Raw genomic sequence first — 13437 nt, 5'->3', positions numbered from 1 at the left:
TCCTCGTTGTTCCCGCACATGCCGATCAGTGGGTGGCGCGGGCAGCCGGCGACACCGCCAGGTAGTTGACCGCCTTCTCCACCCCGCCCAGTTGCGCCGGGTGGAAGCCCGGGCGGTAGTAGGACGCGATGGCCGGTAGGAACTCGAATGGTGAGGGAACCAGGCCGCGGCGGGCCGCTATGAACCAGTCCCGCCAGCGCGGCTTGGTCCCGGCCGGCAGCTCCGGATCCACCTTGTACATGAACCGCAGCCCGCGGATCCACAACCACAGCATCAGCGGCGTGACGGCCAGCTGCGTGCGCACCTGCCGGAGGTACCCGGCCTGCAGGTGCTTCATGACGTCGAAGGCCACCGCCTTGTGCTCGACCTCTTCGGCGCCGTGCCAGCGCAGCATGTCCAGCATTGCCGGATGCGCCCCGATCGCGTCCAACGCCGGGCTGTCGAGGACCCACTCCCCCAGAATCGCCGTGTAGTGCTCGACGGCGGCCACCAGTGCCACGCGTTCCAGCAGCCAGCGCTGCTGGCGACGCTCGCTCCAGTGCGGCCGGTCTCCGACCAGCTTCGCGAACAGCCACTTGATCTGGGCGGTGAACGGTGACATGTCGACGCCACGGGCGGCCAGATGATCGACGACACCGGCGTGCGCCTGGGAGTGGGTGGCCTCCTGGCCGATGAATCCCTGAACGTCGAGCCTCAGCTGGTCGTCCTTGATCAGCGGCAGCGCCTGCTTGAACACCTCGACAAAGAACTCCTCCCCGGCGGGCAGCAACAGGTGCAGCACATTGCAGAAGTGGGTGACGAAGGGCTCGCCGGGCACGTAGTGCACCGGCAGGTCCGACCAGTCGAATCCGACGTCTCGGGCCTGCAGAACGATGCGCTCGTGGTCCAAGGAACCGTCGTGCGGACCGGCGGCGGTGTCGTCAACGCTGAGCATCAGGACCTCCTTTTTGACAAATATACGTCAAATGTCAAGCTCGGAACCGGGCTCGAATGCCGCGGCCGCCCGCGCCAAGTCAGTGACCCCGGACACCTTCCCTCACGGTCGACCTGAGGATTCCTGTGAGGTTTTGTAAACAGTTCGCGGCAATCGTTAAGAGGCTGTTAACCCGCTTGGAGCTGGGCGGTGCTGTCAGGAAACCTGTGGGTTGTCGTCAGAAAACGTTGAAGCAAGCAGGGGTCCGACTCCGAAAGAAGCCGGCCCTTTTTTCTGCCTTGCTGGTGTTCTAAGGAGAGGCAATTGTCGTTCGTAACCGCACAGCCTGAAGCTTTGACGGCCGCTGCCGACGCCCTGTCGAGCACCGGTTTCTCCCTCGCTTCCCTCAACGCGGCCACTCAGGTCCCGACGACCGCCGTGGTCCCGCCGTCCGCCGACGAGGTCTCGGCGATGCTGGCCACGCGATTCACCGCCCAGGCGCAGCTGTACCAACAGTTCAGCGCTCAGGCCATGGCAATCCATGAAACGTTCGTGGCCACCCTCAACGCCAGCGCCAGCACCTATGAAGCTGCTGAGGCCGCCAACGCGATTGCTGCCGGCTGAGACCGGCTAAGAAACGAAAGGAGGCGCAGCAATGGATTTCGCAGCGCTACCGCCAGAAGTCAACTCCGCACGCATGTATGCCGGCCCCGGCGCCGGCTCGTTGCTGGCCGCCTCGGCGGCCTGGGATGAACTGGCCGCCGAACTGCACACCGCGGCGGCAAGCTACCGAGCCGTGGTCACCGAGCTGACCAGCGGTGCGTGGGTGGGCGCGTCCTCGACCAAAATGGCCGCGGCGGCGCAACCCTATGCCACCTGGCTCACCGCCACCGCCGAGCAGGCGGAACTGACCAGCGCACAGGCCAAGGCCGCGGCCACGGCCCACGCGAGCGCATTCGCCATGACCGTTCCGCCGCCCCTGATCGCCGCCAACCGAATCCAGTTGGCGACGCTCGTGGCGACCAACTTCTTCGGTCAGAACGCCCCGGCGATCGCCGCCACCGAGGCCCACTACGCCGAGATGTGGGCTCAAGACGCGGCCGCGATGTTCAGCTACGCCGCGTCCGCGGAGATCGCATCGCAGGTGACGCCGTTCGGGCCGCCGCCGCAGACGGCCAACCCCGGTGGGGTGGCTACCCAAGGCGCCTCGGCCGTCCAGGCATTGGGGCAGGGAGCCGCGCAGGCCACCGTTAACGGGTTGATGGAGGCGGTGCCTGGCGCAGCGCAATCGGTGATTCCCCCGGTTATCGCCGACATTCTCGCCGATTTCGGGGCGTTTGGCGTCACTCCGGTAGGAACTGCCCTGACCGTCGCCATCATCGCCGCTTTCATCCCCGAGTACCTCATTGCGGGCGCCGCGCTTCCGTCACCGTTCGGCTTGGGAGAGGCCTCACCGATGGCCGTCGCGGCGGGTATACCTCTCGGTCTGACACCGACATTGTCGGCAACTGGGTCGGCCGGCCTGGCCTCGGCGATGTCGGCTGGGCTCGGCAACGCTTCCTCGGTCAGCGGCCTGTCGGTACCCAAGGCCTGGGCCACGGCAGCACCGGAGATGCGCTTGGCCTCCGCCGAACTCCCGGCACCGGCGCTGGCCACCGCGGGCACGCCGATGATGGGTGGCTCGCCGCTGCTGTGCGCTCCTCCGCTGATGGGAGTGGGCCCACGCGGCACCGCTTCGTCCAATCTCAAGGAGGACAAAGCCGAAGAGGCCAAGCGCAAAGCCGCAAAGGGACGGCGGTCATCCATGTGGGACTGAATCGCACCACGCTGCCGCCAGGAAGCCGCTCTACACACCACATTTCAGGATAGGAGATCAGTTTCATGACCACCCGTTTTATGACCGACCCCGACGCCATGCGTACCATGGCTGGTCGTTTCGACACCCACGCCCAGACCGTTGAGGACGAGGCCCGCCGGATGTGGGCGTCCTCGACCAACATCTCCGGCGCCGGCTGGGGCGGTCTGGCCGAGCGCACCTCGATGGACACCATGGGCCAGATGCAGACCGCGTTCCGCAACATCGTCAACATGCTGCACGGAGTGCGCGACGGCCTGATTCGTGACGCCAACCACTACGAGCAGCAAGAAGCTGCCTCGCAGCAGATCCTGTCGAGCTAGAAGGAGAACCGCAAAGATGTCAATCAACTACATGTTCGGTGATGTCCACGCCCACGGTGCCCTGATCCGCGCCCAGGCCGCTTCCCTGGAAGCAGAGCACCAGGCCATCGTGCACGACGTGCTGGCCGCCGGGGACTTCTGGGGCGGCGCCGGCTCGGTGGCCTGCCAGGAGTTCATCGGCCAGCTCGGCCGCAACTTCGCAGTGATCTACGAGCAGGCCAACGCCCACGGCCAGAAGGTGCAGAGCGCCGGCAACAACATGGCCAACACCGACGCCTCGGTCGGATCCAGCTGGGCGTAGTTTCGGTGTGAGCCGCAAGGCGAAACAACCGAGTCCATAGCACGACACCGAAATCCCAACCAACAATTTCTAGGAGAGCACCGCGGTGACCGACAAGACAGCTGACGACGTCCTGAAGCTGATCGCCGACGAGAAGGTCGACTACGTCGATGTCCGATTCTGCGATCTGCCTGGTCAGATGCAGCACTTGTCGATTCCCGCCTCGGCGTTCGACGAGACCGTGTTCGAGGATGGGCTGGCGTTCGACGGATCATCGATCCGCGGATTCCAGTCCATCCACGAATCGGACATGATGCTGCTGCCGGACGCCAACACCGCTCTGATCGACCCGTTCCGGGCTGCCAAGACCCTGAACCTGAACTTCTTCGTGCACGACCCGTTCACCCGCGAGCCCTACTCGCGTGACCCGCGCAACGTCGCCCGCAAGGCAGAGAACTATCTGGCCAGTACCGGTATCGCCGACACCGCTTACTTCGGTGCCGAAGCCGAGTTCTACATCTTCGACTCGGTGAGCTTCGACTCGCAGATCAACGGCTCATTCTATGAGGTCGACTCGGTCTCCGGATGGTGGAACACCGGCCAGCCCACCGAGATCGGCGGTGGACCCAACCGGGGCTACAAGGTCCGGCCCAAGGGCGGCTACTTCCCGGTGGCGCCCAACGACCAGTACGTCGACGTGCGCGACATCATGACCACCAACCTGATCAACGCCGGCTTCACCATCGAACGCGGTCACCACGAGGTCGGCAGCGGTGGGCAGGCCGAGATCAACTACAAGTTCAACACCCTGCTGCACGCCGCCGACGACCTGATGCTGTTCAAATACATCATCAAGAACACCGCCTGGCAGGCCGGCAAGACCGTCACCTTCATGCCCAAACCGCTCTTCGGAGACAACGGCTCCGGCATGCACGTCCACCAGTCCCTCTGGCAGGGTGGCCAACCGCTGTTCTACGACGAGGCCGGCTACGCCGGACTGTCCGACACCGCCCGGCACTACATCGGCGGCATCCTGCACCACGCCCCGTCACTGCTGGCCTTCACCAACCCGACCATCAACTCCTACAAGCGACTGGTCCCGGGTTATGAGGCACCGATCAACCTGGTCTACAGCCAGCGCAACCGCTCCGCGTGTGTACGCATCCCGATCACCGGCACCAACCCGAAGGCCAAACGCCTGGAGTTCCGCTGCCCGGACTCCTCCGGCAACCCGTACCTGGCGTTCGCCGCCATGATGATGGCCGGCGTCGACGGCATCAAGAACAAGATCGAGCCGGCCCCCCCCATCGACAAGGACCTCTACGAACTGCCCCCGGACGAGGCCGCCGACATCCCCCAGGCCCCGACCACGCTGCCCCAGGTGATCGACAACCTGGAAGCCGACCACGAATACCTCACCGAAGGCGGCGTGTTCACCACGGACCTGATCGAAAACTGGATCAGCTACAAGCGCGACCACGAGATCGCCCCGGTGAACCTGCGCCCACACCCGTACGAGTTCGCGCTCTACTACGACTGCTGAGGGTGGTCAGCCCGCGGCCAGGGCTGCGATCACGTCTGCGGCCGGGGCCGGGCGGACAGTCCGGTAGGCGGTCCCGGCCCACAGGCTGGTTCCGTGCGGGTCGTCCATCCCCACCGCCGCCGCCCGGATCGGTGTGGTCATGTGGTTGACCTCCGGGTATCCCACCGGTGCCACATCATTGAAGGTGCGAGTGAAGTCGTTCTCCAGGCTGCGCGCGTAGCGACCGGAGAACGCGCACGTCACCGTGGTGTTGGCGAATTCCGGGTTGGTCAGCGCCGCTCGGTGCGTCGGGTTCGTCCCCGCCTCGTCGGCAAGCAACAGCGCAGTGCCGACCTGGGCGGCCACCGCACCGCGCTTCAGAGCGCCTGCCACGTCGGCCGCGGTGCCCAGCCCGCCCGCCGCCACCAGCGGGACGTTCCCATGGGCGTGGCGGATCTCGGCCAGCAGCTCCTCCAGGGTGACACCGCCCGGCTCCACGTCCGGCGCGAACGTGCCGCGATGCCCCCCGGCACCGGGGCCCTGCACCACCAGCGCCTCGGCGCCATGCCCCAGGGCGACGCCGGCCTCGTAGGCCGACGTCACCGTGACCACCGTCAGGATGCGCAGCGCACGCAGTTTCTCCAGGTCGTCGGGTGAAGGGGTGCCGAACGTGAACGACACCACCGTGGGCCGCAGATCGGCGATCACCTCGAGCTTCTCCGGCCAGCAGTCGTCGTCGCCGAAGCGGGGCAGGCCCAGTTCGACGCCGTAATGCTCGGCCACTGGATCCAGCAGTTCGGCGTACTCGTCGAGCAGCACCATGTCGGCTCCGCTGGGTTGCGGCACAAACAGATTGGCGCCGATCGGGCCGCTGGTGGCAGCCCGCGCGGCCGTGATGTCGTCGGCCAGCTGTTGCGGGGTACGGTAGCCGCCGGCGACGAATCCCAGTCCGCCCGCCTGCGACACCGCAGCCGCCAGCGCCGGTGTGCTGGGACCGCCGGCCATCGGCGCGCCAACCAGCGGGACCGCGAGTTCGGAGAAGCTGAACGCCATCCCTCTAGCCTGCCATCGACCGCAAACGCCGGGGCAGCGCCCCTTTCGAGCGGTACGGTCCCATGACCGCAATACCGTAAGGCTTGCGCAACAGTTGCCTGGCCACCGCGTTGACCTCCTCGACGGTGACCGCGCTGAGCTCACGCAGCGTGCGGGCCACGGGCCGGTGCCGACCGTAGTTCAGTTCGGTGCGGCCCAACCTGTTCATCCGCGAGCCGGAATCCTCCAGGCCCAGCACCAACCCGCCGCGCAGCGACCCCTTCGCGATCCGGCACTCTTCGGCGGTGATGCCGTCGCGGGCCACCGAGTCGAGCACCTCGGCGGTCACCGCCGCGACTTCGGCGAACCGCTCCGGCTGGCAAGCGGTGTAGACCGACAGTGCGCCCGCGTCGGCGAAGGTGTCCACCGATGAGTAGATCGAGTACGCCAAGCCGCGGGATTCCCGAACCTGTTGGAAGAGCCGGGAACTCAGTCCCCCACCGAGGGCGGTGTTGAGCACCGCCAGCGCCTGGCGGTGCTGCCAGTACCGCCCCGGGGCGCGCACGCCCAGGGACATATGGGTCTGGTCGGCGTCGCGGTTCACCACGGTCAGCCCCGGCGCACCCGGAACCCGTGCCGCACCGCGACGCGGCGCGATGGGCTGCTGGCCGCGAATCAGCCGATGCCCGAAGTGTTCCCGCACCAGCGCCACCACCGTGTCGTGATCGACATTGCCGGCCACCGCCACCACCATGCGTTCCGGGGTGTAGCGGCGCTGGTGAAACGAGCGCAACTGGGCGCGGGTCATGGCCGACACCGATTCGACGTTGCCGATCACCGGCCGTCCGATGGGGTGATCGCCGAACAGCGTCGAGGCGAACACATCGCCCAGGGCGTCCTCGGGATCGTCGTCACGCATGGCGAGCTCCTCCAGGACCACGTCACGCTCGAGGTCGACATCCTCTGCCGCGCAGGACCCGTTGAGCACCACGTCGCTCACCAGGGCAACGGCCAGCTCCAGATCGGTGTCCAGCACGTGCGCGTAGTAGCAGGTGTGCTCTTTGCCGGTGAACGCGTTGAGCTCACCGCCGACGGCGTCCATCGCCTGGGCGATACCGGCGGCTGTGCGGGTCGGGGTGGCCTTGAACAGCAGATGTTCCAGGAAGTGCGCCGCCCCGGCCACCGTGGCGCCCTCGTCGCGGGACCCGACGCCGACCCAGACGCCCACCGACGCCGAACGAACCGCAGGAAGGTGCTCGGTGACCACCCGCAGTCCGCCCGGCAGGGTGGTGCGTCGCAGTGTGGCGCCCGACGGCGCCCCGGTGTCAGCTCTCGACGGGCGCGGCATCGGCAGGCTCAGCCGTGTCCGCCGCGTCTGCCGCGTCCGCTGCGTCTTCGACGGGCACCAGTGAGATCTTGCCGCGGTTGTCGATGTCGGCGATCTCCACCCGCAGCTTGTCGCCGACCTTGACCACGTCCTCGACCTTCGCCACCCGCTTGCCCTTACCGAGCTTGGAGATGTGCACCAGCCCGTCCCGGCCCGGCAGCAGCGACACGAACGCGCCGAAGTCGGTGGTCTTGACCACGGTGCCCAGGAACCGCTCGCCGATCTTCGGCAGCTGCGGGTTGGCGATCGCGTTGATCTTGTCGATCGCCGCCTGGGCCGACGGGCCGTCGGTGGCGCCGACGAACACCGTGCCGTCGTCCTCGATGGAGATCTGGGCGCCGGTTTCCTCGGTGATCGAGTTGATCATCTTGCCCTTGGGCCCGATCACCTCGCCGATCTTGTCCACCGGAACCTTGATGGTGGTGACCCGAGGCGCATACGGGCTCATCTCGTCGGGGGCGTCGATGGCCTCGGCCATCACCTCCAGGATGGTCATACGCGCGTCCTTGGCCTGCGCCAGCGCTCCGGCGAGCACCTGGGACGGAATGCCGTCGAGCTTGGTGTCGAGCTGCAGCGCGGTGACGAAGTCCTTGGTGCCGGCGACCTTGAAGTCCATGTCGCCGAACGCGTCCTCGGCGCCCAGGATGTCGGTGAGCGCGACGAACCGGCGCTCGACCTTGCCGTCAACCTCGACGTCGTCGGAGACCAGTCCCATCGCGATACCGGCCACCGGAGCCTTCAGCGGCACCCCGGCGTTGAGCAGTGCCAGCGTGGACGCACAGACCGACCCCATCGAGGTGGATCCGTTGGAGCCCAAGGCTTCCGACACCTGCCGAATGGCGTACGGGAACTCCTCGATGCTGGGCAGCACCGGGACCAGGGCCCGCTCGGCCAACGCCCCGTGGCCGATCTCGCGGCGCTTGGGCGAGCCGACTCGGCCGGTCTCACCGGTCGAGTACGGCGGGAAGTTGTAGTGGTGCATGTAGCGCTTGGACTTCTCCGGCCCCAGCGAGTCGATCTGCTGCGCCATCTTCATCATGTCCAGCGTGGTCACGCCCATGATCTGGGTCTCGCCACGCTCGAACAGCGCGCTGCCGTGCGCCCGTGGCACCACAGCCACCTCGGCGGACAGTGCCCGGATGTCGGTGATCCCGCGACCGTCGATGCGGAAGTGGTCGGTCAGGATGCGCTGGCGCACCAGCTTTTTGGTCAGGCTGCGGTAGGCCGCGCTGATCTCCTTCTCGCGGCCCTCGTAAGTCTCGGCGAGTCGCTGCACGACCTCGGCCTTGATCTCCTCGGTGCGCTCGTCACGCTCGGCCTTGCCCGCGATGGTCAGGGCCTTGGCCAGCTCGTCGGTGGCGATCGAGGCCACCGAGTAGTAGACGTCCTCGCCGTAGGCGGGGAAGAGCGGGTACTCGACCGCCGGACGCGCGGCGGCCTCGGCGAGCTCCTGCTGGGCCTTGCACAGGGCTGCGATGAACGGCTTGGCCGCCTCCAGACCTTCGGCCACCACGGTCTCGGTGGGCGCCTGGGCGCCGGCCTCGATGAGCTCGATGACGTTCTCGGTGGCCTCGGCCTCGACCATCATGATCGCGACGTCTGTGCCCCCGTCCGCGGACTCGATTGCCCGGCCGGCCAACACCATGTCGAACGCCGCGCGCTCGAGCTGCTCCACGGTGGGGAACGCCACCCAGGTGCCGTCGATGAGCGCCACCCGCGCGGCGCCGACCGGACCGGAGAACGGCAGGCCGGCCAGCTGGGTGGAGGCCGACGCGGCGTTGATCGCCACCACGTCGTAGAGGTCGTTCGGGTTGAGGCTCAGCACCGTCACGACCACCTGGATCTCGTTGCGCAGACCGTCGACGAACGACGGGCGCAGCGGGCGGTCGGTGAGCCGACAGGTCAGGATGGCGTCGGTGGACGGCCGCCCCTCGCGGCGGAAGAACGAGCCCGGGATACGGCCGGCCGCGTACATCCGCTCCTCGACATCGACGGTGAGCGGGAAGAAGTCGAAGTGCTCCTTGGGAGCTTTGCTGGCGGTGGTCGCCGACAGCAGCATGGTTTCGTCGTCGAGGTAGGCGACGACACTGCCGGCGGCCTGCTGGGCCAGCCGGCCGGTCTCGAAGCGGATGGTGCGCTTGCCGAAGCTGCCGTTGTCGATCACGGCAGTGGACTCGAATACGCCTTCTTCAATTTCAGTTGCAGACATGGACGCCCGTGCGGCCTTTCCTGATTCGTTCTGCTGTTTCGCAGTGTCAGACGTGCGCCAGCGACGGACCTGGATGCGGCTACGGTCGTCGATCGAAGCGGCCGGATCCTCAAAGACGAACTTTGCGACCCGGCTGCCACTACCGAAGACCGCCCGACGCAGGTCTGGCTGATCGCAGGAACATGTCCCGTCGTGACGTGCCGGAGTGGCGCGCGCAGGTTGCGGGGCCACACCGATGTCCGGGCCTTGTCGGCCCGGAACGGTCTCACTCTACACGGCGGCCACTGTCGCCGATCCGGTTCGCCGTCAGCGACGCAGGCCCAGGCGCTCGATGAGCGAGCGGTAGCGCGCCACATCGATCTGGGCCAGGTACTTGAGCAGCCGACGCCGCCGGCCGACCAGCAGCAGCAGACCGCGCCGCGAGTGGTGGTCGTGCTTGTGCTGCTTGAGGTGCTCGGTGAGGTCGACGATCCGCTTGGTCAGCAGTGCGACCTGAGCCTCCGGCGAGCCGGTGTCGGTCTCGTGCAGGCCGTAGCTGCCCAGGATCTCTTTTTTCTGCTCGGTGGTCAGCGCCACGTAGAATCTCCATCAATCGGTCCCGCGAATGTCATTTCGGCGGCCACCGCGGACTGCAGCACACCGAGCGGCGAGTCTAGCAGCGCCGTGGCGCTTGAACCCAATCCGAGCCGGCGTCAGTCGCCGGCAAGCAGGCCGCGGGTCTTCTCGACATCGGTGTTCATCACCGCCACCAGATCCGCGACGGAGTCGAACTTCTCCTGCCCCCGGATCCGGCTGACGAAATCGACGGCCACCCGCTGTCCGTACAGGTCGGCAGCCTCGTCGATCACGAACGCCTCCACGGTGCGGGCCCGCCCGGAGAAAGTCGGGTTGGTGCCGACCGACACCGCGGCCCGACAGCGCTGACCTGCCACGACGCTGCCGGGCACCGGGCCGTGTCCCAGCACGGTGAACCAGGCGGCGTACACCCCGTCGGCCGGAATCGCCGCATAAGCCGACGGCGCCACGTTGGCGGTCGGGAAGCCCAGGTCGCGTCCGCGGCCGTCGCCACGCACCACCAGTCCTTCGACCCGGTGCGGCCGGCCCAGCGCTTCGGTCGCGGCCCGCACGTCGCCGGCGTCCACGCAGGACCGGATGTAGGTCGAGGAGAAGGTGACCGCCTGGGCGGCATCGGCCTGCTCGGCCACCAGCGACACCGACTCCACCGCAAAACCGAACTGCTCGCCGGCCCGGCGCAGCGTCTCGACGTTGCCGGCAGCTTTGCGGCCGAAGGTGAAGTTCTCGCCCACCACCACCTCCACCACGTGCAGGTGCTCGACCAACAGCTCGTGGATGTAGCGGTCCGGGGTGAGCTTCATGAAGTCGGGGGTGAACGGAATCACCAGGAAGACGTCGATCCCGGCCTGCTCCACCAGCTCGGCTCGGCGCGCCAGCGTGGTGAGCTGCGCCGGGTGGTTTCCGGGGTAGACCACTTCCATCGGATGCGGGTCGAAGGTCATCAGCACCGTCGGCACCCCGCGGGCCTTGCCGGCCTTCACCGCATGCGCGATCAGTTCGGCGTGACCGCGATGCACACCGTCGAACACCCCGATGGTGAGCACACACCTGCCCCAGTCTGTGGGGATCTCATCCTGCCCCCGCCACCGCTGCACGCCCACAAGCCTAAACTGTTCCCTGTGAGCCCTTGGGAGCAGTCGGATGGGCTGAGCAGCGTCGCCCAGGACTATCTGAAAGTCATCTGGACTGCCCAGGAATGGTCGCCCGACAAAGTCAGCACCAAGATGCTGGCGGAGAAGATCGGCGTGTCGGCCAGCACCGCCTCGGAGTCCATCCGCAAGCTCGCCGACGCAGGCCTGGTGGATCACGAGAAGTACGGTGCGGTGACCCTGACCGACAACGGTCGCCGGGCCGCACTGGCGATGGTGCGCCGGCACCGGCTGATCGAGACGTTTCTGGTGTGCGAGCTGGGCTACGGCTGGGATGAGGTGCACGACGAGGCCGAGGTGCTTGAGCACGCGGTCTCCGACCGGCTGGTCGCGCGTATCGACGCCAAACTGGGGTTCCCCCAGCGCGATCCGCACGGTGACCCGATTCCGGCCGCGGACGGGCAGGTGCCCACTCCCCCGGCTCGCCAGTTGTGGGCGTGCGCCGACGGCGACTCCGGCACGGTGGCCCGCATCTCCGACGACGACCCCGAGATGCTGCGCTACTTCGCCGAGGTGGGCATCAGCCTGGATGCCCGGCTGCGAGTGCTGACCCGGCGCGACTTCGCCGGGATCATCTCGGTGGCCCTGGAATCACCCGACGCGCCCGCAGGCGAGCAGGCCACGATTGACCTGGGAAGCCCTGCCGCTCAGGCGATCTGGGTGGTCTGAACCGCGGTCGCGCCGGCCGCTACGTAGAACAGACTCGCCAACGACCCGAAAATGCAGTAGTCGACTACTGCATGCACTCCTTCTCAGCAGCCATAACGTCTGCGCTTATCAGACTGTCAGGCGTTTGAGGAGGAACAGGTCATGTCTGAACAACGCGGCAAAACGGGTCCACGCCTGATCGGGCTGGGCAGCGCGGTGGGCGCCTTCCTCGCGGTCGGGATGAGTCCGCTGGCCAGCGCACCGCCGGCCCAGGCCGACCCCCTCATTGACTGGATGTTCGACCTGTTCGAGCCGGCGAACTGGGGGTGGCTGGGCTTCGAGAGCGAGCCGGCGCTGTCGGCAGCAGCCGACCCCACCCTCGCCGAGTTGTTCGGCACCTGGGTCTACGCCCCGTTGTACCAGGCCGGCCAGGACTGGCTGGCCACCCAGTCCGGTGTCGAGATCAGCACCTGGATCAATGACACGTTCGGCAACGGGCAGATGCTGATCGGCAACGGCGCTGACGGCATCGACGGCGGCACCCTGGAACAGGCCAACGGCCAGGCCGGCGGGCTGTGGTTCGGCGACGGCGGCGACGGCGGCACCGCCGTCGGCGGTGTCGGCGGGGCCGGCGGTAACGCCGGGTTCTTCGGTAACGGCGGCACCGGCGGCGACGACGGCCCCGGTGGAGCCGACGGGTGGTTCGGCCGCGCCGGCAACGGCGGGAACGGCGGCAGCTTCATGGGCCACGGCGGCGACGGCGGGGCCGGCGGCGTCGGTGTCGACGGCGGCCGGGGCGGCCAGGGCGGCGACGGCGGGCACGCCGTGGGCTGGCTGTTCGGCAACGGTGGGGCCGGTGGGGCCGGTGGGGCTGGCGACGTCGGCGCGGCCAGCACCGTTGGCGGTGACGGTGGCTACGGCGGTGAAGGCGGCAGTAGTGCGTCGCTGTTCGGTGACGGCGGCATCGGCGGAGCCGGCGGCGCGGGCGCCGATGGCGGGGCCGGCGGCAACACGGGCGACGGCGGCGACGGCGCCTTTGGCGGCAATGGCGGTCGCGGCGGTGACGCGGCTGCCGGTATCGCCGGCGGCGGCGGTGCCGGCGGCAACGCCGGCAACGGCGGGCACGGCGGCACCACCTCCGGCAACGGCGGCTATGGGGGCACCGGCGGGCACGGCGGCAGCAGCGGCTCCGGCCCGAGCTATCACAACACCGGCGACGGTGGGGCCGGCGGCGCCGGCGGGCATGGCGGCGACGGCGTCGGCGACGGCCACGGTGCAGGGCGCGGCGGCGAAGGCGGCTCGGGCGGCTTCGGCAATGTCGGTGGGGCCGGCGGTGACGGCGGCAACGGCGGCGACGGCACCGCGGGCGCCTTCGGACACTTCGGCGGCGACGGCGGGTCGGCCGGGTTGGGCGTCACCGCGGTCGAGGCGGGCGGCGACGGCGGGCACGGCGGTGCCGACGGCGGCGGAGTCGGCGGGCTCGGCGGTATTGGCGCCGCCGCGGCTACCGGCAGCAACACAGGCGGGGGCGGCGGCGCCAATAC

The 13437-nt window shown here is 68.2% G+C and carries 13 protein-coding genes; 7 read left to right on the top strand and 6 right to left on the bottom strand.

The window, feature by feature from the left end; translation table 11 throughout:
• Nucleotides 1–25: 25 nt before the first annotated feature.
• Complete coding sequence (locus AWC16_RS04390; protein ID WP_085263583.1) at nt 26–934, bottom strand: metal-dependent hydrolase; 909 nt, start codon at nt 932–934, stop codon at nt 26–28.
• A 303-nt stretch (nt 935–1237) separates the two neighbouring features.
• Here AWC16_RS04390 and AWC16_RS04385 point away from each other — a divergent pair, with 303 nt between their 5' ends.
• The 5 genes from AWC16_RS04385 to glnA all read left to right on the top strand — a co-directional run bounded on the left by AWC16_RS04385 (nt 1238) and on the right by glnA (nt 4914).
• Entirely contained in the window at nt 1238–1537 is a 300-nt protein-coding gene (locus AWC16_RS04385; RefSeq protein WP_085263582.1) for a PE family protein, read from the top strand.
• Between the two features lie 31 nt (nt 1538–1568).
• Nucleotides 1569–2729 (top strand): PPE family protein, encoded by a 1161-nt coding sequence (locus tag AWC16_RS04380; RefSeq protein WP_085263581.1) that lies wholly within the window; start codon nt 1569–1571, stop codon nt 2727–2729.
• 65 nt (nt 2730–2794) lie between these two features.
• Nucleotides 2795–3091: a WXG100 family type VII secretion target gene (locus tag AWC16_RS04375; RefSeq protein ID WP_085263580.1), complete on the top strand. Its 297-nt coding sequence runs from the start codon at nt 2795–2797 to the stop codon at nt 3089–3091.
• 16 nt (nt 3092–3107) lie between these two features.
• On the top strand, nt 3108–3392 hold the full coding sequence (locus AWC16_RS04370) for a WXG100 family type VII secretion target (RefSeq protein WP_085262916.1): 285 nt from the start codon (nt 3108–3110) through the stop codon (nt 3390–3392).
• 85 nt (nt 3393–3477) lie between these two features.
• On the top strand, nt 3478–4914 hold the full coding sequence (gene glnA, locus AWC16_RS04365; RefSeq protein WP_085263579.1) for a type I glutamate--ammonia ligase: 1437 nt from the start codon (nt 3478–3480) through the stop codon (nt 4912–4914).
• 6 nt (nt 4915–4920) lie between these two features.
• Here glnA and AWC16_RS04360 read toward each other — a convergent pair whose 3' ends face one another.
• From AWC16_RS04360 to AWC16_RS04340, 5 genes are all read right to left on the bottom strand, one after another.
• A complete protein-coding gene (locus tag AWC16_RS04360) occupies nt 4921–5946 on the bottom strand; it encodes a nitronate monooxygenase (protein WP_085263578.1) in 1026 nt (341 codons plus the stop codon).
• A gap of 4 nt (nt 5947–5950) precedes the next feature.
• Nucleotides 5951–7273 (bottom strand): M16 family metallopeptidase, encoded by a 1323-nt coding sequence (locus tag AWC16_RS04355; RefSeq protein ID WP_085263577.1) that lies wholly within the window; start codon nt 7271–7273, stop codon nt 5951–5953.
• Entirely contained in the window at nt 7251–9521 is a 2271-nt protein-coding gene (locus AWC16_RS04350) for a polyribonucleotide nucleotidyltransferase (RefSeq protein ID WP_085263576.1), read from the bottom strand. Before AWC16_RS04350 ends, AWC16_RS04355 begins: the two co-directional genes overlap by 23 nt.
• A 306-nt stretch (nt 9522–9827) precedes the next feature.
• On the bottom strand, nt 9828–10097 hold the full coding sequence (gene rpsO, locus AWC16_RS04345) for a 30S ribosomal protein S15 (protein ID WP_085263575.1): 270 nt from the start codon (nt 10095–10097) through the stop codon (nt 9828–9830).
• Nucleotides 10098–10213: 116 nt separating this feature from the next.
• Nucleotides 10214–11191, bottom strand: a complete 978-nt coding sequence (locus tag AWC16_RS04340; RefSeq protein ID WP_085263865.1) for a bifunctional riboflavin kinase/FAD synthetase — start codon at nt 11189–11191, stop codon at nt 10214–10216.
• Between the two features lie 24 nt (nt 11192–11215).
• Between AWC16_RS04340 and mntR the strand changes: the two genes are divergently transcribed.
• Nucleotides 11216–11914, top strand: coding sequence for a manganese-binding transcriptional regulator MntR (mntR, locus tag AWC16_RS04335; RefSeq protein WP_085263574.1), 699 nt, complete (start codon nt 11216–11218; stop codon nt 11912–11914).
• Nucleotides 11915–12055: 141 nt separating this feature from the next.
• Nucleotides 12056–13437: PGRS repeat-containing protein (locus tag AWC16_RS25490; RefSeq protein WP_337339132.1), on the top strand; the 1382-nt coding region annotated here is incomplete at its 3' end.

This window comes from Mycolicibacter longobardus (assembly GCF_002102265.1).
Classification (GTDB): domain Bacteria; phylum Actinomycetota; class Actinomycetes; order Mycobacteriales; family Mycobacteriaceae; genus Mycobacterium; species Mycobacterium longobardum.
The sequence above is the reverse complement of the archived record's forward strand: the minus strand, read 5'-3'. Positions and strand labels throughout refer to the sequence as shown.